Raw genomic sequence first — 21,408 nt, 5'->3', positions numbered from 1 at the left:
GCCCCGCTCAGAACGGGTCGCTGCCCAGCCGGATTTCCACGTTCAGCAGCGAGCACAACGCCAGCATCGCGTCGTCGTCGCGGGTCAGCGCCATCACGCCGGTGAAGCCGTCGCTGCCGGCATCCACGCTCCACAGCGTGTAATTGTGCTCGCGCAGGCGGTCGAAGGCGGTGGACATCAGCTGCACGCCGTCCAGGTCTTCGGCGAAGTCCTCGTCGTCCAGGTCGCCGCCCCAGTCCAGCTGCAGGTTGAAGCGCGCCGAAAGCTCGTTCACCGCCGACTGCAGCGATTCCAGATCATCTCGTTCCACCTCGAAACCGGACTGCCAGGCAATGGCCGTGAACAGCGCCGGCAGCCAGTCACTGTCCGCTTCCAGCGGCTGCCCGTCCTCGGACAGGTGCTCGCGCCAGCGGTTGAACTGCTGCAGGGCCAGTTCCTCGTCACCCGGGTTGATCAGCACCAGCAGGTTCCAGACCCGCGCCTCGAAGCCGTCTTCGTCGAAGTCGTGGATGTCTTCCTCGAAGTCGAAATAGTCGCTGTTGTCGGGCATGGCGGAACTTCCTCTGGGGCAGGCCGGCATTCTACGGTTTATCCTGTGCCGCTGAAGCCGGCCTTGGTGGCCGTCACTGTGAATGAAGCGATGAGCGATACCCCTCCCGACCACCTGGCGATCAACCCGGCCAGCCCCTTCCATGATGCACAGGCGCTGGAGCGCGGCGTTGGCGTGCGTTTCAACGACGTCGAGCGCGACAACGTCGAGGAATACTCGGTCAGCGAAGGCTGGATCCGCGTGCAGGCCGGCAAGGCCCGCGACCGCCGCGGCAACCCGATGACCATCAAGGTCAAGGGCAAGGTCGAGGTGTATTTCCTGGAAACGAAGCCGGAATAAGCGCGGCTCCCGGATCCTGGGGTCAGATCCCTTTCCCGCGGAAAGGGATCTGACCCCGATCGACGGCGCCCGACCGCAGCGTCACTCGCGCTTGCGCGATTCCAGCAGATCCAGGTTGCGGATCAGGCGCCGCGAGATCTCATCGGAGATCACCCCGCGCCGGGTCAGCCGGAACAGCTCTTCGCGCTCGGCATTCAGGCCGGCGCTGCGCAGCTGGCGGTAGCCCAGTTCCATGCGCCGCACCTTCTCCGGGTCCACGTCGGGCCCGTCGCTGTCCTTCTCCAGGTGGCGCTGGTAAAGCAGGCTGACCCGCGAGGCGGCATCGTTGTACAGCTGCACGTTCTCGGTGTTCTGGTTCATCACCATCTGCTGGCGCATGCGCTCGACCCCGGCCAGTGCGGCCTTCGACGACAGCCGGCGCGCCAGATCCTCTTCCTTGCGCTCACCCGAATCGGACGGCAGCTGCAGGCCTTTCAACAGCCGCGGCAGCGCGATGCTGGCGCCCAGCAGCGAGAACAGGATCACCGACGCGGCCAGGAAGATCACCAGGTCACGCGCCGGGAATGCACTGCCGTCGGGCAGGAACAGCGGCAGGGTCAACACGCCGGCCAGGGTGATCGCACCGCGCACGCCGGCCACCGAGGTCGCCACCACGATGCGCCAGTTCGGTGCCTCGCCCCGCTCCAGGCCGCGACGACGCGCGCGCAGCAGGTTCCAGCGCAGCGACAGCCACACCCACAGCAGGCGCAGCACGACCAGTGCCAGATTGATCACCACCACGTATACCAGCAGCCACCACGCACTCTGGTGGCCGGTCTCGTTCATGGTGGTGGTGGCGCGTTCGACGATGCCGGGCAGCTGCTCGCCCAGCAGCACGAACATGATGCCGTTGAAGCTGAACTGCAGCATGTTCCAGACCCCGGCGCGCTGCACGCGCATGCTGCCGGAGACACGGCCGGTCAGCTCGACATAGCTCATCGCGATGCCGGCAGCGACCGCGGCAAGGATGCCCGAGGCATGGATTTCTTCGGCCAGCAGATAGGCTGCGAACGGAATCAGCAGGTTGACCAGCATCGCGGCGCCCGGCTCTTCGCCGAAGCGGCGCCACAGCCAGCGCTGGAAGGTCGACACGCCCAGCGTCACCGCCACGCCCACGGCGAGGCCGGCCACCGCCACCCACACGAAGGTCAGCGAGGCGGTGGCCAGCGAGAAGGTGCCGGTCATCACCGCCGCCACCGCGAAGCGGAAGCAGACCAGGCCCGAGGCATCATTCAGCAGCGACTCGCCTTCCAGGATGTGCATCAGGCGCTTGGGAATCGGCGCCTTGGAGGCGATCGCCCCGACCGCCACCGGGTCGGTCGGCGACACGATGGCCGCCAGTGCGAAGCACACCGCCAGCGGCATCACCGGAATCAACCAGTGGATGAGGAAGCCGGCGCCGATGACGGTGAACACCACCAGGCCGAACGCCAGCTCGAGGATCGCGCCCTTGTCGCGGAACAGGCCCTGCTTGGGAATACGCCAGCCATCGAGGAACAGCAGCGGTGGCAGGAACAGCAGGAAGAACACCTCCGGCTCCAGCGCATGGCCGCGGTTGAACACGCCGGCGATCACCGCGCCCAGGCCGATCTGCACCAGCGGCAGCGGCAACGAGAACGGCAGGACGCGAACCAGGTAGCCGCTGGCGACAACGGCCACCAGCATCGCCAGGACGACTTCAATGGTATGCATGCTTCTTCCAGGAAGCGGCGCGCGGGGAGGCTCGAGGGCCAGCGCCGGAAACCCGGAAAAAACTACCACATGCGGCCATGACCGCGACGGCCGGGGCCGTCGCGCGTCAGCCCCGGCTCATGCCCCGTCGAAGCGGTACAGGTCCATGGCAAGGAAGCCGGCATCGATACCGGCGTCGATGCGGCGTGCACCGAAGCCGCCCTCGCCGGCCGCGCCCATCGCGAAGAACAGCGGCAGCAGGTGCTCATCGGTCGGGTGCGCGCGTTCGGCGAACGGCGCCTGCCGGCGGTAATCGAACAGGGCCTGGCGGTCATCGGCGGCCAGGCGCTGCTCCACCCATTCGATGAAGGGCCGTACGTACGGCGCCTCCTTGCCGTCCTGGTAGTCGCCCCAGTCGTGCAGGTTGTGGGTGATGCTGCCCGAGCCGACCAGCAGCACGCCCTGCTCGCGCAGCGGCGCCAGCGCGCGGCCCAGCGCGAACTGGTGCTCGGGGCCGAGCAGCGGCTGGATCGACAGCGGCACCACCGGGATGTCGGCCTGCGGGCGCAGCAGCCGCAGCGGCACCCACGCACCGTGGTCGAGGCCACGCTGCGGGTCGAGCGCCACCGGCAGGCCGGTGGCGGCGATGCGGCCGGCCACCTCTTCCGCCAGCGCCGGATCGCCCGGCGCCGGGTACTGCAGTTCGAACAGCGCGCGCGGGAAGCCGCCGAAGTCGTGGATCGTCGGTGGCTGCGGATGCGCGCCAACCAGCGGCTGCCGGCCCAGCCAGTGCGCCGAGGCCATCACGATGGCGCGTGGCGTCGGCAGGTCGCGCGCCAGCTCGGCCAGGCGCACGCCGACCTGGCCCGGATGCAGGGCGGTCATCGGCGAACCATGCGAGATGTACAGCGAAGGCAGGCGGGACATGGAATTCTCCAGTTGCAGGGTCAGGGGGCGATCAGCGCGAACGCAGGGTCCACTTGCCGTCGCCGACCAGGAACAGCACTACCAGCGCCAGTGCCCAGAACGCCGGATATTCCCAGCCGCCGCCGGCATTGGCGAAACCGAAGCCGTTGGCGCCGTGTACGGTGACGATGGTGCCCAGCAGCAGCGGCACGCCGACCAGGCCCACCCAGCGCGCGTAGATGCCCAGCAGGAGCGCGACGGTGATCACCAGCTCGACGCCGATGGTGAGGTAGCCGAGCACGCCGGGCAGGCCCAGCGACTCGAAGAACGCCGCCGTACCGGCCGGGGTGAATACCAGCAGCTTGGTCAGCGCATGGACCAGGAACAGCACGCCCAGGGCCAGGCGCAGCAGGGTGGCGCCGTACGGGGCCAGCGGCGAAACAGGAGCGTTCGTGGTGTGCATGGGGAAACACCTTGAAGGGAGTGGGCACAGGTTATTGCGCCTTCGCGTGCCAATAAATACGATGGATTGACCGTATTTATTTCAAAAGGCGCAACAATGGACACCCTCGAGGCGATGCGCGTGTTCGTGGCGGTGGTCGAGCGCAATGGCTTCAGTGCCGCCGCCCAGGCCCTGGACATGTCCACTGCCGGCGTCACCCGCCAGGTCGCCGCGCTGGAAAAGCGCCTGTCCACCCGCCTGCTCCACCGCACCACGCGGCGGGTCAGCCCGACCAGCGCCGGCGCCGCCTACTACGCCCAGTGCGTGCGCCTGCTGGCCGAGTTCGACGCGCTGGAAGCCAGTATCGGCGCACAGGCGCTGGAGCCCTCCGGCACGCTGCGCATCAACGCACCGGTCAGCTGGGGCATCGCCCGCCTCGGCCCGCTGCTGGCCAGCTACCGCGAACGCTACCCGCAGGTGGAACTGGACCTGGCCCTGTCCGACCGCCTGGTGGACATGGTCGAGGAAGGCTACGACGTGGCCATCCGCATCACCCGCGAGCCGGGCCCTACCCTGATCGCCCGCCGCCTGGGCGAATCGCGGGTGAGCCTGTGCGCCGCGCCGGCCTACCTGGCCGCACGCGGCACACCACAGACGCCACAGGAGCTGCAGGCCCACGCCTGCCTGAGCTACAGCTACTGGGCCGCTGGCGACCATTGGCCACTGCAGGGACCGGGCGGCGAAGTGAAGGTCTCGGTGAGCAGCCTGCTGCACGCCAACAACGGCGACGTGCTGCGCGAAGCGGCGATCGCCGGCATGGGCGTGATCCTGCAGCCCGATTTCCTGCTGGAAGACGCACTGGCCGATGGCCGCCTGGTGCGCGTCCTGCCCGAGTGGGAGGCCTCGCCGATCGGCATCTTCGCGGTCTATACCAGCCGCAGCCACCTGGCACCGAAGGTGCGCAGTTTCATCGACCACTTGGTGGATGCGGGGGTGTAGCCGAGTCTGGCGCTTGCCGGTAGTGCCGGCCGCTGGCCGGCAATCAGACACATCCCGGTCCTGGGCGAATGCCGGCCAGCGGCCGGCACTACCACTTAGGCGGCAACCTCATCCAGCGCGTCGATGATCTGTTCCAGCGGCGCCGGCCGGCCCAGCAGGTAGCCCTGCACCTGGTCGCAGCCATGCGCAGCCAGCCAGTCCAGCTGTCCGGGCGTCTCCACGCCTTCGGCGATGATGGTCAGGCCCATGCTGTGGCCCAGTGACAGCAGCGCACGGCAGATCGAGGCATTGCGCGGGTTGGTTTCCACATCCGCCACGAAGCTGCGATCGATCTTCAGGATGTCCAGCGGCAGGTGCTGCAGGTAGGACATGCTGGAATAGCCGGTACCGAAATCATCCAGCGACACACTGATGCCCTGCTCGTGCAGGCGCTGCATGGTCTGCATCGCCTGCGCCGGCTTGCGCATCAGGCTGCTCTCGGTCAGTTCCACGTGCAGCGCGCCACGGGCCAGGCCGAAGTCCTGCTGGGCACGGGTGAACTCGGCCACCAGGTCGCTGTTGAAGAACTGCACGGCAGACACATTGACTGCGATCGGCAGCTCACCCCAACCGGCCTCGACCAGCCGGCGCTGCGCCTTCGCCGCGGCGCGGATCACCCAGCGGCCCAGCGCCAGGATCAGCCCGGTGTCCTCGCACAGCTGGATGAACTCGTTCGGCGGGATGAAGCTGCCATCGGCCTGCGGCCAGCGCAGCAGGGCCTCCAGCGCCGCCGGGCTGCCATCGCTGGCGTGCCGGATCGGCTGGAAGTACAGCTGGAACTCGTTGTCGATGGCGGCGTGGATGCGCCCCGCCAGGCGCAGGCGATCGGCCAGCCGCGTGGTCACCGCCGCATCAAACCAGACCACCACGTTGCCCTCGGCGCGCGCGGCATGCGCGGCCTGTGCGGCCATGCCGATCACCTGCTCGGCCGAGTGGCCATCACCCGGCACATGCACGGCCACACCGATGCGCGGCTCGAACTGGTGCAGCGAATCCTTGCCGCGCATCGGCGCCGATACGATCTGCAGCAGGTCGTCCAGCACGCGCTGGGTATCGTGGCCGGCACCGATGGCGAACACGAAGTCCTCCGCTGGCTGGAACGCCAGCGTGCCACAACGCGCACCGAGGCCACCGAGCCGGGTCGCCATCGACTGCAGCACCGCGTCGCCGATCTCGCGGCCCAGCGTATCGGCCACCAGCTGCAACCCACGCAGCTGCACGAAGGCGATGGTGTAGCCCTCGTCCTGCTCGTCCAGCTGCTCGGTCAACGCGCGCACGTTGAGCAGGCCGGTGGCTGGGTTGTGCCGTGCCTGGTAGGCCAGGTCACGCTCGTAGGCCAACCGTTCGCTGACATCCTCGGCCAGCACCAGGCACGCCGGCTGGCCATCGAAATCGAGCCGGGACAGATGTGCGCGCACTTCGAACACGCTGCCGTCCTTGCGCCGGTGCAGGCGCACGGTGGCGTCCTGCAGTTCACCGACACGGGCCTTGGCGATTGCGCCCTTGACCTCGTCCCAGCCTTCGCGCGGGCGGATGTCGAGGATGCTCATCGCCAGGAATTCCTCGCGGCTGTAGCCGTACTGGCGCACTGCGGCGTCGTTGACCTCGATGAAGCGCAGCGTGTCCGGATCGAACACCCAGAACGGCGCCGGGTTGCGGTCGAACAGCAGGCGGAAGCGACGCTCCACTTCGCTCATCTGCTCGCGGGCCTGGTAGCGCTCGGTCAGATCGCTCAGCGCGCCGATCATGCGCCGCTCGCTGTCGGCCATTTCCACCCGCTGCCCACGCGCACCCACCCAGCGCACCTCGCCACCGGGCAGCACCAGGCGGAACACCTGGTCGAGCACCGCGCCACCGGCAAAGGCCTGGTCGAAGGCATGCTGCAGGCGCGCCGCATCATCGCGATGCACGCGCGCGAAGAAATCCGCCACCGGCAGCGCATCGGTCTGCACACCGAAGATCTCGCGCGCCAGCGGCGACCAGCGCAGCAGCGCGGCGTCTTCGTCCACATACCACGTGCAGATGCGGCCCACCTGGTGGGCCAGGCGCAGCTCGGCGTGGCCCGCCTTCAGCTCCTCGGCCATCGACTGCTGGTGGCGGGTGCTACGGCGCACGGCGTACAGCAGCACCAGCAGCACCACGATGTAGGCCAGTACGATCGCCACCGACGCCTGCAGGTACGGCCACCAGGGTGCCAGCACGTCCTCATCGGCCAACCCGACCTGCACCGCCAGCGGGCTGCGCTCCAGCGTGCTGATGGTGATGATGCGGGGCACGCCATCCACCGCGCCCGGCAGGCTGCCCAGCTCGACCACCGCCTGCTTGCCGAGCAGATCGCGGCGCGGCAGGTCGTAGCGACGGCCGACCGTACCATGCGGATCCGGCACGCGGGCCAGCATGTAACCTTCGGCATCGCTGATCGAGACCAGTCCGTTCGGACCGACATCGAGGCCACCGATGATGCGCTGCAGCTCACCGCAGCGCAGCCGTGCCAGCAGCCAGCGGTCGCCGGCCATCGGCAGCGCCAGCGGCACCACCCAGCCGTCGTCGCTGGCACGCTGCGGCGGGCCGATGTACAGCGCGCTGCCCTGGCCACGGCGTTGCGGATCGGTCCACAGCGGCAGGTTCAGATCGCCCCTGCCGGCGGTGATCGAGCGACCATGGCGATCGAGCACGACGATGCTGTGCAGCTCGGCATGGCGGCGCAGCACGCCATCGATCGAAGCATCCAGCAGCGCCGGGGCCTGTGCGGGCACGCTGCGGAACAGTTCGGCGGCGTCGGCGGCGATGCCGGACATCGCCCGCTCCAGGTTGCGCAGTTCCAGTGCCAGCAGGCGCTCGCTGCCCACCGCCAGCGCGCGGCTCTGCCGCTGCGCGGCCTCCAGCCGGCGCTGGTGGTCGTTGATCAGCATGGTGGTCAGGCCGGCCACCAGCAACACGCCCAGCAGCACCCCGCCCCAGGTAATGGCGCGCAGTGGCCGGGCCAACGCCCGCTTCAGCGCGGGCATCGGTCGATCTTCCTTGTGCAGTCGGCTGGCTTCATGCGCGAACGAATCCTCCACGTCCCCGACCTCAACGGCCGGCGGACGCCATTCTTGACGCCTGACCCGCCCCCGCATGGCCACCTCCCCGTGTCCGCGCAGGCTCCCGGGACCAGCATGCACCACACCGGTGACGGCGTGAAGATCGGTTCCGCGCGTTCAGCCAGATCCCGCACAGGGCGGGCGGCACTACGGGAGGGCCAGCCGGGGCGGAGCGGATTAGACTTGGGGTTTTCCGCTGCAAGAGAAGTCCATGTCCAAGCTGCGCCGTCCCACCCTGGCACTGGCCATCGTTGCCAGCCTGTCCCTGGCCGCCTGCGACCGCCCGGCCGATCCGGCTGCCGGCACCGCCGCGCCTGCCGATGCCGCACCTGCGGCCGCCAAGCCGATGCTGGGCAGCTTCGGCTTCGATGCCAGCGGCATGGACCGCAGCATCAACGCCGGCGATGATTTCTTCGGCTTCGCCAACGGCACCTGGGTGAAGAACACCGAGATCCCGGCCGACCGCTCGCGCTTCGGCAGCTTCAACGTCATCGCCGAGAAGACCCTGGCCGACACCCGCGCCATTCTCGAAGGCGCCGCCGGCAACACCCAGGCCAGCGGTGACGACAAGCTGATCGGCGACTACTACGCCGCCTACATGGACGAGGCCGGCATCGAGCAGCACGGCATCGCGCCGGTGCAGCCGCAGCTGAAGGCCATCGATGCGATCGCCGACAAGGCCGGGTTGGCGCGTGCCCTCGGCGGCGAGATGCGCGCCGACGTCGACCTGCTCAATGCGACCAACTTCTACACCGACCGCCTGTTCGGCCTGTGGGTCTCGGTCGACATGCTGCAGCCGGACCGCAACGCGCCCTACCTGGTGCAGGGCGGCCTGGGCATGCCCGACCGTGACTTCTACCTGGGCGGCGGCCGCATGGCCGAGCTGCGCAAGCAGTACCAGGCCTACATCGCACAGATGCTGCAGCTGGCCGGTGTCGCCGATCCGGCGGGCAAGGCGCAGCGCATCCTCGCGCTGGAGACGAAGATCGCGCAGGCGCACGCCACCCAGGAAGAAACCAATGATGTGACCAAGGGTGCCAATCCCTGGACCCAGGCCGACTTCAATGCCAAGGCGCCGGGCATGGACTGGAACGCCTTCCTCGACGCGGCTGCGCTGGGCAACCAGCAGGACTTCATCGTCTGGCAACCCAAGGCCGTGGCCGGCCTGTCCAAGCTGGTCGCCACCGAGCCGCTGGAGGTGTGGAAGGATTACCTGTCCTTCCACGCGCTGGACCGCGCCGCTGCCTACCTGCCGAAGAAATTCGCCGATGCCCGCTTCGCCTTCCACGGCACCACGCTGAGCGGCACGCCGCAGCAGAGCGACCGCTGGAAGCGTGCAGTGGACGACGCCAACCATGCCATCGGCGAAGCGATCGGCAAGCGTTACGTCGAGAAGCACTTCGACGCCAAGACCAAGGAACGCGCGGACGAGATGGCGAAGAACATCATCGCCGCCTTCGCCAAGCGCATCGACGCGCTCGCGTGGATGTCGCCGCAGACCAAGGCCAGCGCCAAGGCCAAGGTGGCCGGGCTGACCGTGGGCATGGGTTACCCGGAAAAGTGGCGTGATTACACCGGCCTGGAGATCCGCCGTGATGACGCGCTGGGCAATGCGCAGCGCGCCGAACTGTTCGAGTACCAGCGCAACATCGCCAAGCTGGGCAAGGCGGTCGACCACAGCGAGTGGGCGATGCTGCCGCAGACCATCAACGCGATGAACGTGCCGCTGGAGAACCGCCTGGTGTTCCCGGCCGCGATCCTGCAGCCGCCGTTCTTCGACGGTGCTGCCGACGACGCGGTGAACTACGGCGCCATCGGCGCCGTGATCGGCCACGAGATCAGCCACGGCTTCGACAACGCCGGTGCGCTGTTCGACGAGACCGGCAAGCTGCACAACTGGTGGACCGCTGAAGACCTGAAGCAGTTCAACGCCGCTGGTGATGCGCTGGCCGCACAGTTCAGCAGCTACGAGCCGTTCCCGGGCGTGCACGTGAACGGCAAGCTGACCCTGGGCGAGAACATCGCCGACGTGGCCGGCCTGGGTACCGCCTACGACGCTTACCAGCTGTCGCTGCAGGGCAAGCCGGGCCAGACCCTGGAAGGCTTCACGCCGGACCAGCGCTTCTTCCTCGGCTTCGCCCAGGCGTGGCGCAGCAAGAGCCGCGAGCAGGCGCTGCGCAATTCGCTGCTGACCGATGTGCATGCACCGGGCCAGTTCCGCGCACTGACCGTACGCAACATCGACGCCTGGTACCCGGCGTTCGAAGTGAAGGAAGGCCAGAAGCTGTACCTGGCCCCGGACAAGCGGGTCAAGGTGTGGTGATGTAACCGGAACGGGCGCCGCAAGGCGCCCGTTTCATTTCCCGGTAGCTGCCAACCTTGGTTGGCACATGCCTCGCTCTGGTAGCTCCCAACCTTGGTTGGAAAGTGCCTCGGCTCTGGTGGGTGCCGACCTTGGTTGGAAAATGCCTCGGCTCTGGTGGGTGCCGACCTTGGTCGGCACGGATTAGGAATCCACGCATGGCGTGGATCTACCGGCGGGTGGTGGCAACCATCAGCAGAGCGCTCGCAGCCAACACCGCGGCAACCCACAGATTCGCATGCAGGCCCATGCCATCCAGCAGCCGGCCACCGCCCCACGCCCCGAGCGCGATGCCCACATTGAACACACCAACGTACAGCGCGGTGGCGATCTCCACGGCCTGCGGCAGCGCCTTCATCATCCAGCTCATCAGGCCCACCGACACACCACCGTAGGCCAGGCCCCACAGCAGCAACACCGCAATGCCACCACTCGGCGTGCCACCCACCCACAGCAACAGCAGCGGCGTCAGCAGCAGGCCCGACGCGATCGCCAGCAGCGTGCTGCGTGGATGCCGCGCCGCCAGCGGCCCAGCGATGAAGTTGCCGGCGATGCCGGCCAGGCCGTAGGCAAACAGCAGCGCACCGATCCACGACGCATCCACGCCCGATACGGACGTCAGCAGCGGCCGCACATAGGTGAACGCGATGAAGTGCCCTGCCACCAGCAGCAGGGTCAGCCAGAGTCCTCGCTGCAGGCCGCGATGACCGAGCTGCTGCACGAACTGCCGCGCCTGCACCGATGTGCTGACCGGCAACGCCGGAACCACGCGCAGATGCAGCAGCATCACCGCCGCGCTGAACAGCGCCATCGCCGCGAACGCGCAGCGCCAGCCCAGTGCATCGCCGATCAGCGCGCCCAGTGGCACGCCCAGCACCGATGCCGCGGCCACGCCGCCGAAGATGATCGAAGTGGCGAGGCCGATGCGGTGGGCCAGCACCAGGCGCGCGGCCAGACCGCCGGCGATGGCCCAGATCCCGCCCATGCAGAACCCCACCAGTACGCGCGCGGCCAGCAGCCAGCCGATGCCCGGTGCCAGCGCCGAAGCGATGTTGGCGACCAGCAGAAGTGCAAGCAGCGCACACAGGATGCGACGGCGATCGATGCCACCCGCCGCGATCACCACCAGCGGCGCGAACAGCGCCGCCAGCAATGCCGGCAGTGAGATCATCAGGCCGGCGGTGCCGGTGGAGGCGCCGAGGCTTTCGGCGATCGGCGTCAGCAGGCCCACCGGCAGCATTTCGGTGGTGACCACCGAGAACGTGGCGAGGCCGACTGCGGAAACCGCCCACCACGGAGGGCGGACAACCGGCGCGACGTGCGCGGGCGAAGAGACACTCATGGGACGATTCCTTCAGCGGAAATGGATGCAGCTGCGCCGCGCAGCACGCGCTGCAGCAGCAATGCGAACAGCAGCACGACGGCGCCTGCCGCCAGCGCGACGATGAAGCCGCTGCGAACGCCACCGGCGTCCACGCTCTGCCCGGACAGCGCCGCCCCCAGCGCCACACCGATGTTCAGTCCGGCCAGCAGCCAGGTCATGCCTTCGGTAAGGCGCGATTCGGGCACACGCTGTTCGACCAGCGACATCGCCACGATCATCGTCGGTGCGAAGAACAACCCGGCCACCAGCACCGCCACGGCCAGCGCCGGCAGGCTGCCGACCCACAGCAGTGGCAGCGTGGTCAGCGCGGTGGCCGCTGCGCCCAGCAGCAACAGGCGCTGCAGCGGCGCCTGCAGCTTCAGCGCGCCGAACAGCAGGCCCGACGCACAACTGCCCAGCGCATAGGCCGACAGCACCACGCTGGCCGCGAGTGGCTGTCCCCGCTGTTCGGCGAAGGCCACGCTGGTGATGTCGACGGTACCGACAATCACACCCATCGCCAGCATCAGCAACGCCAGCAGGCGGATCTCCGCTTGCCGCAGCAGCGAGCGCGAGGGTGTTGCGCCTTCGCAGCGCTGCAGCGGTGGTTCGGTACCGCGTTGCAGGACCAGTGCGGTCACCCCGAGCACCAGCAGCAGGGCCGCGGCCAGCACGCCGGCCTGCGGCCATACCGCCACCGACAACCCGACCGACAGCGGCGGGCCGGCAATGAAGGTGACCTCGTCGAACACGGTCTCCAGCGAGTACGCGGTCTGCAGTTGCGGGCAACCGCGGTGGATCGCGGTCCAGCGCGCGCGCACCATCGCCGACACGCTGGGCATGCAGCCGGCCAGCATCGCTGCGACGAACAGCATCCAGTCCGGCGCGGCCAGCAGCGTGCACGCGAGCAGCAACAGCAGGCCGGCCGCACTGGCCGCCGTGGCCCACGGCAGCACCCTGCGCTGCCCGCGCCGGTCGACCCAGCGCGACACCTGCGGCGACAGCAACGCGTAGGTCAGCACGAAGGTGGCCGACACCGCGCCGGCCAGCGCATAGCTGCCGCGCAGCTGCGACAGCAGGGTGATGATGCCGATACCGGTCATCGGCAGCGGCAGGCGTGCCAGCAGCCCGGCCAGAGCGAGGCCGGCGGTGCCGGGGGCAGCGAACAGGTCGCGATAGGGGGTGGCCATCAGGATCTCCAGGGCAGCGGCTTGCCTGGCGCGTGCGGCGCCACGACAATACATACAGAGCGTATGAATAAGAGGCTACATTCATACGCGCCGTATGTAAATAATCATGCACTGCGTATGTAAGGAGCTCCGGATGGTTCGCCGCACCCGCGCCGAGATGGAAGAAACCCGCGCCAGCCTGCTGGCCACCGCCCGCCGGGTGTTCAGCGAGCATGGCTATGCCGCCACCTCGATGGATGACCTGACCGCCCAGGCCGGTCTGACCCGGGGTGCGCTCTACCACCACTTCGGCGACAAGAAGGGCCTGTTGGCGGCGGTGGTCGCCCAGCTCGATGCCGAGACCGACCTGCGCCTGCAGGCGATCAGCGATGGCGCGGATGATGCCTGGGACGGCTTCGTACGGCGCTGCCGTGCCTATCTGGAGATGGCGCTGGAACCGGAGATCCAGCGCATCGTGCTGCGTGATGCGCGCGCGGTACTGGGTGGCGCCTCACCGGAATCGCAGCGCCACTGCGTGCACTCGATGCAGCGCCTGATCGAACAGTTGATCGCGCAGGGCGTAGCGGTGCCGGTGGATGCGCAGGCGCTGGCATCGCTGATCTACGGCAGCCTGGCCGAGGCCGCGTTCTGGATCGCCGAGGGCGAGGACGGCGACGCGCGGTTGCAGCAGGCGACGGCGGCGCTGGAGATGCTGTTGCGTGGGTTGAAGGTGGCCGGGTAACGCCGATCCACGCGTGGCGTGGACCTACTGCGGAATCCGCTCGGGTAGACGCCAACCTTGGTTGGCGCTTCTACGGCACTGCGCGAAATGCGTGCCGACCAAGGTCGGCAGCTACCAGAACCATGGTGTCAGTAGATCCACCCCATGCGTGGATGAAGCTCTATCGCGAAACGCGTGCCAACCCAGGTTGGCACCTACCGGAGCATTTCGGGCCACTCGCGCAACACCGCTGCCGGCACGCCCATCCGCGCGCAGGCGCGGCTGGCCAGGCCGTCGGGCAGCGCACGGCGGAACAACGGCGCCATGCCCTGCATCAGCTTCGCCGACGCTGCAGCTTGTGCACGCTGGCGCGCATTGCGTTCCAGCATGCCTTCGGCCCAGTCCGGCAGCAGCGCCGCACCGGCGCCGAGGAACACTTCGCGCGACAGGCCCGGCACCGGTACCGGCAGGCGCACGCCGGACAGCACCTCCAGCACCTCGCGCGAGCGTTCGTCGACGCGCAGCTCAGGCTGCCGCGCGCAGAAATAGGCGGCCACTTCCGCTTCACTGCGCGGCACATCCACCGCGCCCAGTGCCTCGGCCACGCAGCGATACTCGTCGTAGTAGCGATCGGCGATGTGCGCCGGCACCTCGCGTCCGTAACGGCGGAAGCCTTGCAGGAAGCCGAAGGCCTCGGTCACATGCACCCAGGTCAGCAGCTGCGGATCATCGGCGGCATAGGCCTCGCCCTGCGCGGTCTGGCCGCGGATCTGCGCATGGATGCGGCGTACCTTCGCCACCAGCGTCTCGACTTCGCCGGCAGGCGCATAGCTGGTGCCGGCAACGAACGCGGTGGTGCGGCGCAGGCGGCCCACCAGGTCCTGGCGGAAGTTGGAATGGTCGTAGACTCCGGCCAGCGCGCGCGGGTGCAGGGTCTGCAGCATCAGCGCGCACAGGCCTCCGGCCAGCATCGACGGAAATTCCGCATGCAGCCGCCAGGTGACGCTGTCCGGGCCGAACCAGCCCGGGTCACCCAGCGGGTGGTCGTAGTCGATGCCGCTCTGGCCACGCGGGAAGGCCTCCAGGACCCAGCGCCGGATCGGCGCGGTCACGGGGCGGGAGAGTCGCTGCAGCAGAGCCGGCATCACAGGTCCAGGAGAGGCGGAAGAACGGCCACGCGTTGCGCGGTCGGCCCCGATTCTGGTCGATCACGACGCCGACGGCGAGTCCCCGCACTCAGCAACGGTTTCATGTGCGGCTGCAGCATGTTTCACCCTGCGACATCCTGTCGCAGGGTGCGGCGATGATGCTGCGCCGCAGCAACATTCACCCATTCAGACAAAACCCTTACGCCGCTAGGCATTCCGCCCATTGCACGGCTCGCTGGAAGTGCTAGAACTGAACCCGCCACACCGTCCAATGCTGATCGACGCACGTTCCACAAGGAGCCAGCCATGATTGCTTTGTTCAAGGGTTTGGGACTACTGCTTCGCGACAACGAGCTCTACAGCAGCCCGTTCGACAAACAGGTCGCGCACTGGCGCAATCTGAGCGAGCAGCAGATCCGCGATGAAGTGGCTGTGCTGGCCCAGGCCAAGTGCCAGTGGCTGATCGCCTCGATCGTCGGCTGGCAGGCGGCTTCGCTGCTGATCCTCGGCCTGATCACCAACTACCTCTGGCGCGACGATTACCACATCACCTTCACCCGCGTGGTCGTGGTGTTCGGTTCGTGGATCTCGATCCTGTTCGTGATCTGGTTCATGGCCAACATGTTCGACCGCACCGCCGGTTTCGAGCGCTGGATGAAGGCCTTCAACAGCCGTGCCCGCATCAGCTCCAAGGCCGACAGTGTCGAACACGTGGCCGAGGCGCTGGACCTGGCCGAGCACTATCCGGAAGTGCTGGACTACAAGCAGGCGGTCACCGCCCGGCGCGAACTGCGCCATGAGGACATCCGCATCATGACCGAGATCGGGCGCATGAAGCAGCACTCCGAACTGGTCGGTCGCCTCAACCATGTCGGCGAGAACGAGCACCACCACGACCTGACACTGCAGCCTGCCTACTGACCCTTCAGGGAAGCGGGGGGACCCACAATGCCACCGTGATCACTCACGGTGGCATTGTTCTATCGGGTCCTGGCTGACGCATTGGCGGAAGCCCTCGGGCAGGTCGCGCATCGCCTCGGTCTGTCCCACCGCCACTGCGAACCGGCGCAGCGGTGGCTTCGCGCATGCCGCATCGGTACTGCAGGCAGGGTCCAGCACCAGGTAGTGGCATTGGCCGCTGCTGCTGGCGATGCACTGGAACCGCGCCTCGCCATCGGCCACCGTGCCCTTGCTGTACAGCGTGTCCACGCCATTGGCACGGGTGCGGGTGATCGAGGTGTTGCTGGACTTCTCGCAGCCGGCCAATGGCAGCGCGGCAATGCAGGCAAGCAGGAACAGGCGCATGGTGCCTCCAGGGTGCGGCTACATGCCGCGGAACAGGCTCATGAACGGTTGGCTGACCACCAGGGTCTCGGCCCGCCCCCGCAGGCGAAGCACGCCGCGGCCGGTATCGTCGCGGCTGACCGCCGCCACCGCCTTCATGTTGACGATGGTCGAACGATGGATCTGGCGGAAGTGCTGCGGATCGAGCACTTCCAGCAGCTCGCGCAACGGGGTGCGCAACAGGCTCTCACCGGCCGCGGTCACCACGGTGGTGTACTTGTTGTCGGCGCGGAAGTAGGCCACGTCCTCCAGCATGATCAGCTGCGTCTCGCGGCCGTTGCTGGCGGTGATCCAGGCCAAGGGCGGGCGCTCGGCAGCGCCCTGCGATGGGCCCAACCGCTGCAGCAGGCGTTCGAGTACGGCATCGTCCTGGCGCGTTGATGGCAGCCGCGAGAGGATGCGTTCGCGCGTGGCCAGCAGGCGCTCGTCGCTGACCGGCTTCAGCAGGTAGTCCATCGCGCCCTGCTCGAACGCGTCGATGGCGTACTGATCGTAGGCGGTCACGAACACCACCTGGGTGCGCGGGCTCAGCTCGGACAGCGAACGCGCCACTTCGATGCCGCTGATGCCGGGCATGCGGATATCGAGGAAGGCAATGTCCGGTTGCTTCTCGGCCAGTTGTTCCAGCGCACTGGCACCATCCTCGCACTCGGCCACCAGCTTCAGTTCCGGCCACAGCCGGCCCAGCTGTTGCACCAGTGATTGCCGCAGCAGTTCCTCATCCTCAGCGATCAGCGCTTCAAGCGGCATGGCTGCGCTCCTTGTTCGACTGCGGCAGGGTCATGGTCGCGGCCACGCCGCTGGGGAAGTTGGCGACGATCGCCACACCGGCCTGCTCGCCGCAGGTCAGGCGCAGGCGCTCGCGCAGGTTCTTCAGCCCGATGCCGGTACCACTGGTGCCCTGGCCGAAACCGAGGCCATCGTCGGCCACCGTCACCGTCACATGGTCATCGAAGCCACGCGCCAGGATCCAGATCGTGCCGCCGCCGGGCTTCGGTTCCAGGCCGTGCTTGATCGCGTTTTCCACCAGCGTCTGCAGCGCCATCGCCGGCAGGTGCACGCCGTGCAGATCGTTCGGCACCTGCACCTCCACCGCCAACCGCGCGCCCATGCGGATGCGCAGGATCTCCAGATAGGCGCGGGTACGTTCCAGCTCCACGCCCAGCGTGGACACCGATTCATCCACCTGCGGGAGCGAGCTGCGCAGGTACTGGATCAGATGGCCCAGCATCTGCTCGGCGCGCGCCGGGTCGGTGCGGGTCAGCACCTGCGCATTGGCCAGTGTGTTGTAGAGGAAGTGCGGTTCCACCTGCGCATGCAGCAGGCTCAAGCGCGCCACCGACAGCTCCTTCTCTACCTGGGTCTGTTCGGCCGCGGCCTGCTCGTCGCGGCGCTGGTCGGCAACACGACGGCTGATCGCGCGGGTAACCGCTTCGGCGTTCTCGAAGTTGCTGCCTTCGTCCAGCGCCAGCAGGTCGGCCCACCAGCCGGCATCCGGTTCGAACAGCAGGGTGACCGTGCTGGTGCCCTGCCCCGGCGTGACCGTGGCCAGCACGCTGTTGCGCTTGATCGCCAATCGCGCCGGCAGGTTCCAGCGCGACGGCTGGCGGCCATTCCAGAGATCGACCCGGCGAACGTAAGCGCGCACCTGCAGGCTGCCGGCCGAACTCTCCACGTCTTCGACGCGCGGCAGTTCAGCGATCGCCGCTTCCACCACGGCGTAGGCCTGGCCGGCATCCATCGGCAGTTCCACCTGGCGGCGCTGGCGCCCGGACAGCGTGGTCGAGTCCAGCCGGCCGGCGACCAGCCAGACCCGTCGTACATGGGTGATCGCGCTGCCCAGCGCGGAGATCATCAGGAACATCGCCAGCAGGCCGAAGACCCAGCCCGGGCCATCGTTCATGCCGCTGAAGATGCCGCTCCAGACCATGCCGGCGACAACCAACGCGGCGGCCCAGGCCAGCAGGTGGCGGATCAGGAGAGAGAGGCTGGCGAACACGGCGGCGCCTTGGAGGAAGGGGGTGAGCCGAGCATAGGGCGGCCCGCCGGGCAAGCAAGCGGGCTGCGACGAAGGCCGGAAAAGTGGGGATGGAAGCCATTCTGGTAGAGCCGGCGGCTGGCCGGCTCCCCATTATCTCCGCATGCATCACAGGGTTGCCGGCCAGCGGCCGGCACTACCCGGGAGGCGCCGGGCGAACCCGGCGCATTCCCTTACTTGCGCTGGTCGGTGCTGGCGTCACGCACAGCGCGGAACGATTCGTCCTTGCTCCAGTTCGGCCAGCTGCGCGAGTTGGCCAGCTGGTTGCCCAGCGTGTACAGCACTTCCAGGTCGCGGGCGGCACCGGCGAACACCCAGTCCGGCTGCCATTCGTCGCCCTGCTGGTGGTAGCGCTTGGCGGTGTAGTCCTCGGAGGCCTTCTTGCCTGCGGCCACGCCACCGTCCACCCAGTCCTGGCCGGCCGACCAGGACAGCGCCGGCACGCCGCGCTTGGCGAACGGGAAGTGGTCGGAGCGGAAGAACAGGCCCGCTTCCGGCTTCGGGTCCGGCGTATAGCGGATGTCCCAGCCCTTGGCCACGTCCTTCAGCTGGTCCAGCAGCTCGAAGCGCGCGGCACCGTAGATGCCGAAGTCACGTGACGGCCCGAACGGCGCCATGCCGTCCATGTTGATCACCGCCACGGTCTTTTCCAGCGGATACAGCGGATGGGTAGCGTAGTACTCCGAACCCAGCAGGCCCTTCTCCTCGGCGGTGACCGCCAGGAACAGCACCGAGCGCTGCGGGCGCTTCTGCTTGGCGAAGCCACGGGCCAGCTCTATCAGCGAGGCGGTACCGCTGGCGTTGTCCAGTGCGCCGTTGAAGATGCGGTCGCCACGTGCGTCCGGTTCACCCACGCCGATGTGGTCCCAGTGCGCGCTGTAGATGATCGTCTCGTCCGGGTGGCTGCTGCCCTCCAGGCGTGCGGCCACGTTGTGCGAGGTGATCACTTCGGTCTTCACCGCGTACTTCGCGTCCAGGCTGGCGCCGGTCAGCGGCACCGGGGTGAAGTCACGCTGCTGCGCCTTCTTCTTCAGCGCCTCAAAGTCCTGTCCGGCCGAGCGGAACAGCTCCACCGCCAGGTCACGCTGGATCCAGCCTTCCAGCAGCGGATGGCTTTCCGCCGGGTTGTCGCGCACCACGTCGAACATGGTGTTGGTGTTGGAACCGGCCACGGTGGCCCAGCCATACGACGCCGGCGCGGTCTCGTGCACGATCAGCACGCCCAGCGCACCCTGGCGGGCGCCTTCTTCGTACTTGTAGGTCCAACGGCCGTAGTAGGTCATGCCCTTGCCGTCGAAATCACCCTGGCCGGTCTCGAAGTCCGGGTCGTTGATCAGCACCACGGCGATCTTGCCCTTCAGGTCCACGCCCTTGAAGTCGTCCCAGTTGCGCTCCGGCGCCTTCACGCCGTAGCCGAGGAACACCAGTGGGGCCTTGCTGATGTCGACGTTGCTGGCGCCGTTCATGGCCGCGCGCACGGCGATCTGCTTGCCCTGCTCCAGCGGCACGGTCTTGCCGCCCTGGTGCAGCGCCAGCTGCGGTGCGCCGACGATGTCGCCCTTGCGCAGCGGCACAGCCTGGGTCCACAGGCGCTTGCCGTCCTTGAGGTCACCGCCCGGCTGCAGGCCGGCATCGGCGAACTGCTTGCTGAGATAGGCGATGGTCTTCTCTTCACCGGCGGTGGCCGGCGAACGGCCCTCGTAGGCATCGGAGGCCAGTTCCTTGACGTCGGCGGAGATCCGCGCGCCATCGAATTTCGGGGTGGCCGCCATCAGTGCGCTCGACACCGACACGGCCAGCACGCCCAGTACCACTCGTTTCATTGCTCTCTCCAGCAGGGAAATCCTACTGGAGTGTAAAGGGATTCGGAAAGGCGGGGTCAGATCCCTCTCCCGACGGGAGAGGGATCTGACCCCGATGGTCATCCTGGTGCTTGCGCGCGGGACAGCAGGTGCTCGCGTTCGCGCGTGTTGCCGGTCAGCGCGGCGGCGGCGGCAAATGCACTGCGGGCATCCTCAAGGCGACCCAGCTGCTGCAGCAGCTCACCACGCACCACCTGCAACGGTGCGTAATCGCGCAGTCGCGCATCGTCCAGCAACGGCTGCAGCTGCGCCCATGCCGCGAAGGCACCTTCGCTGCGCAGCACCGCCACCACCCGGTTCAATGCAACCACCGGTGACGGCTGCACCTGCAGCAGCTGCGTATAGAGCGTGGCAATGCGTGGCCAGTCGGTCGCTTCAGCGCGGCGTGCGGCTGCATGGCAGGCCGCGATGCGTGCCTGCAGCACATAAGGATCATCGCCGCCACCGGCGGCCAGCGCACGTGCCAGCACCTGCTGCCCGCGCTCGATCTGCAGCCAGTCCCAGCGCGCCCGGTTCTGCTGGTCCAGCAACACCGGTGCACCCTCCGCATCGGTCCGCGCCGCCACACGCGATGCCTGCAGTTCCATCAGTGCCAGCAGGCCCAACACCGGTGGCACCGGCAGCCGGTGCGCCAGGATGCGCGCCAGCCGCAGCGCCTCCTCGCACAACGCCGGGCGCATCCAGTCATCGCCGGCGCTGGCCGCATAGCCTTCGTTGAACACCAGGTAGATCGCCTCCAGCACCGAGGCCAGCCGTTCGGGCATCGCCTCCGCGCGCGGCACTTCATAGGGCACCTGCTTCTGCGCCAGCGTGCGCTTGGCACGTACGATGCGCTGGGCAATGGTGGGCTCGGGTTGCAGGAAGCCACGGGCAATCTCGGTGGTAGTCAGGCCACCGAGCAGGCGCAGGGTCAATGCCACCCGCGCGTCGGCCGGCAATACCGGATGGCAGGCCACGAACATCAGCCGCAGCAGGTCGTCACCCAGGTCATCCTCCAGCGCCTGGCTGTCATCCGGTGCCGGCAGGGGGGCCGGATGCAGTTCCTCGCCCCATTGCGCATGCTGCTGCGCCACCCGCTGGTGCTGGCGCAGCACATCGATGGCACGGTTGCGCGCGGTGGTCATCAGCCAGGCTCCGGGATTGTCCGGGATGCCCTGCTCCGGCCAACGCTCCAGCGCGGCCAGCCAGGTGTCCTGGGCCAGCTCCTCGGCACGGCCGACATCGCCACCGAGCAGCCGCGCCAGGCGCGCGATCAACACCGGCGACTCCATCCGCCAGAGGGTTTCCAGACGCTGCGTCAGTGCGGGATCAAGCATGCGCCGATCACAGCACG

General features: G+C 68.0%; 18 protein-coding genes. 5 read left to right on the top strand and 13 right to left on the bottom strand.

What is annotated here, in order from left to right; genetic code table 11:
* Positions 1 to 7: 7 nt before the first annotated feature.
* Positions 8 to 550, bottom strand: a complete 543-nt coding sequence (locus SriyCCGPB3_RS02205; protein ID WP_049398337.1) for a DUF6630 family protein — start codon at positions 548 to 550, stop codon at positions 8 to 10.
* Positions 551 to 640: 90 nt separating this feature from the next.
* On the opposite strand from SriyCCGPB3_RS02205, the gene SriyCCGPB3_RS02200 reads away from it, so the two are divergent.
* Complete coding sequence (locus SriyCCGPB3_RS02200; RefSeq protein ID WP_049456360.1) at positions 641 to 889, top strand: DUF3297 family protein; 249 nt, start codon at positions 641 to 643, stop codon at positions 887 to 889.
* Between the two features lie 81 nt (positions 890 to 970).
* Here the strand turns inward: SriyCCGPB3_RS02200 and SriyCCGPB3_RS02195 are convergent, their stop codons facing one another.
* The 3 genes from SriyCCGPB3_RS02195 to SriyCCGPB3_RS02185 form a co-directional block, all read right to left on the bottom strand.
* Positions 971 to 2,620 carry a Na+/H+ antiporter gene (locus tag SriyCCGPB3_RS02195; RefSeq protein WP_032128751.1) on the bottom strand — a complete coding sequence of 550 codons (1,650 nt, stop codon included), beginning with the start codon at positions 2,618 to 2,620 and terminating at the stop codon, positions 971 to 973.
* Positions 2,621 to 2,737: 117 nt separating this feature from the next.
* The gene (locus tag SriyCCGPB3_RS02190) at positions 2,738 to 3,526 is read right to left on the bottom strand and encodes a dioxygenase family protein (RefSeq protein WP_350259822.1); all 789 of its coding nucleotides are present in this window, start codon (positions 3,524 to 3,526) and stop codon (positions 2,738 to 2,740) included.
* A gap of 31 nt (positions 3,527 to 3,557) precedes the next feature.
* Positions 3,558 to 3,968 (bottom strand): DoxX family protein, encoded by a 411-nt coding sequence (locus SriyCCGPB3_RS02185; RefSeq protein WP_180847747.1) that lies wholly within the window; start codon positions 3,966 to 3,968, stop codon positions 3,558 to 3,560.
* A gap of 96 nt (positions 3,969 to 4,064) precedes the next feature.
* Here SriyCCGPB3_RS02185 and SriyCCGPB3_RS02180 point away from each other — a divergent pair, with 96 nt between their 5' ends.
* A complete protein-coding gene (locus SriyCCGPB3_RS02180) occupies positions 4,065 to 4,946 on the top strand; it encodes a LysR family transcriptional regulator (RefSeq protein ID WP_153856205.1) in 882 nt (293 codons plus the stop codon).
* A 95-nt stretch (positions 4,947 to 5,041) separates the two neighbouring features.
* Here the strand turns inward: SriyCCGPB3_RS02180 and SriyCCGPB3_RS02175 are convergent, their stop codons facing one another.
* The gene (locus tag SriyCCGPB3_RS02175) at positions 5,042 to 8,104 is read right to left on the bottom strand and encodes a bifunctional diguanylate cyclase/phosphodiesterase (RefSeq protein ID WP_110714247.1); all 3,063 of its coding nucleotides are present in this window, start codon (positions 8,102 to 8,104) and stop codon (positions 5,042 to 5,044) included.
* A gap of 175 nt (positions 8,105 to 8,279) precedes the next feature.
* Here SriyCCGPB3_RS02175 and SriyCCGPB3_RS02170 point away from each other — a divergent pair, with 175 nt between their 5' ends.
* Entirely contained in the window at positions 8,280 to 10,391 is a 2,112-nt protein-coding gene (locus tag SriyCCGPB3_RS02170; RefSeq protein WP_350259821.1) for a M13 family metallopeptidase, read from the top strand.
* A gap of 208 nt (positions 10,392 to 10,599) precedes the next feature.
* Here SriyCCGPB3_RS02170 and SriyCCGPB3_RS02165 read toward each other — a convergent pair whose 3' ends face one another.
* Positions 10,600 to 11,772 (bottom strand): MFS transporter, encoded by a 1,173-nt coding sequence (locus SriyCCGPB3_RS02165; RefSeq protein WP_350259820.1) that lies wholly within the window; start codon positions 11,770 to 11,772, stop codon positions 10,600 to 10,602.
* A complete protein-coding gene (locus tag SriyCCGPB3_RS02160; protein WP_350259819.1) occupies positions 11,769 to 12,983 on the bottom strand; it encodes an MFS transporter in 1,215 nt (404 codons plus the stop codon). The genes SriyCCGPB3_RS02165 and SriyCCGPB3_RS02160 overlap by 4 nt, the downstream gene beginning before the upstream one ends.
* A 133-nt stretch (positions 12,984 to 13,116) precedes the next feature.
* Between SriyCCGPB3_RS02160 and SriyCCGPB3_RS02155 the strand changes: the two genes are divergently transcribed.
* Positions 13,117 to 13,704 (top strand): TetR/AcrR family transcriptional regulator, encoded by a 588-nt coding sequence (locus SriyCCGPB3_RS02155; protein WP_110710923.1) that lies wholly within the window; start codon positions 13,117 to 13,119, stop codon positions 13,702 to 13,704.
* 194 nt (positions 13,705 to 13,898) lie between these two features.
* Here SriyCCGPB3_RS02155 and SriyCCGPB3_RS02150 read toward each other — a convergent pair whose 3' ends face one another.
* Positions 13,899 to 14,828, bottom strand: a complete 930-nt coding sequence (locus SriyCCGPB3_RS02150) for an oxygenase MpaB family protein (RefSeq protein ID WP_164161786.1) — start codon at positions 14,826 to 14,828, stop codon at positions 13,899 to 13,901.
* A gap of 309 nt (positions 14,829 to 15,137) precedes the next feature.
* On the opposite strand from SriyCCGPB3_RS02150, the gene SriyCCGPB3_RS02145 reads away from it, so the two are divergent.
* Positions 15,138 to 15,752: a hypothetical protein gene (locus SriyCCGPB3_RS02145; protein ID WP_110710921.1), complete on the top strand. Its 615-nt coding sequence runs from the start codon at positions 15,138 to 15,140 to the stop codon at positions 15,750 to 15,752.
* Between the two features lie 39 nt (positions 15,753 to 15,791).
* Here the strand turns inward: SriyCCGPB3_RS02145 and SriyCCGPB3_RS02140 are convergent, their stop codons facing one another.
* The 5 genes from SriyCCGPB3_RS02140 to SriyCCGPB3_RS02120 form a co-directional block, all read right to left on the bottom strand.
* Positions 15,792 to 16,136: a hypothetical protein gene (locus SriyCCGPB3_RS02140; RefSeq protein ID WP_110710920.1), complete on the bottom strand. Its 345-nt coding sequence runs from the start codon at positions 16,134 to 16,136 to the stop codon at positions 15,792 to 15,794.
* An 18-nt stretch (positions 16,137 to 16,154) separates the two neighbouring features.
* On the bottom strand, positions 16,155 to 16,925 hold the full coding sequence (locus SriyCCGPB3_RS02135) for a LytR/AlgR family response regulator transcription factor (protein WP_110710919.1): 771 nt from the start codon (positions 16,923 to 16,925) through the stop codon (positions 16,155 to 16,157).
* A complete protein-coding gene (locus tag SriyCCGPB3_RS02130; RefSeq protein ID WP_110710918.1) occupies positions 16,915 to 18,174 on the bottom strand; it encodes a sensor histidine kinase in 1,260 nt (419 codons plus the stop codon). Before SriyCCGPB3_RS02130 ends, SriyCCGPB3_RS02135 begins: the two co-directional genes overlap by 11 nt.
* 212 nt (positions 18,175 to 18,386) lie before the next feature.
* Positions 18,387 to 20,036, bottom strand: coding sequence for a M28 family metallopeptidase (locus SriyCCGPB3_RS02125; RefSeq protein ID WP_350259818.1), 1,650 nt, complete (start codon positions 20,034 to 20,036; stop codon positions 18,387 to 18,389).
* Between the two features lie 98 nt (positions 20,037 to 20,134).
* Positions 20,135 to 21,391, bottom strand: coding sequence for an RNA polymerase sigma factor (locus tag SriyCCGPB3_RS02120; protein ID WP_350259817.1), 1,257 nt, complete (start codon positions 21,389 to 21,391; stop codon positions 20,135 to 20,137).
* Positions 21,392 to 21,408 lie beyond the last annotated feature (17 nt).

The organism is Stenotrophomonas riyadhensis (assembly GCF_040256885.1).
GTDB lineage: Bacteria > Pseudomonadota > Gammaproteobacteria > Xanthomonadales > Xanthomonadaceae > Stenotrophomonas > Stenotrophomonas riyadhensis.
Note: the sequence above shows the minus strand (reverse complement) of the source record. Positions and strands in the feature narration are given on the sequence as shown.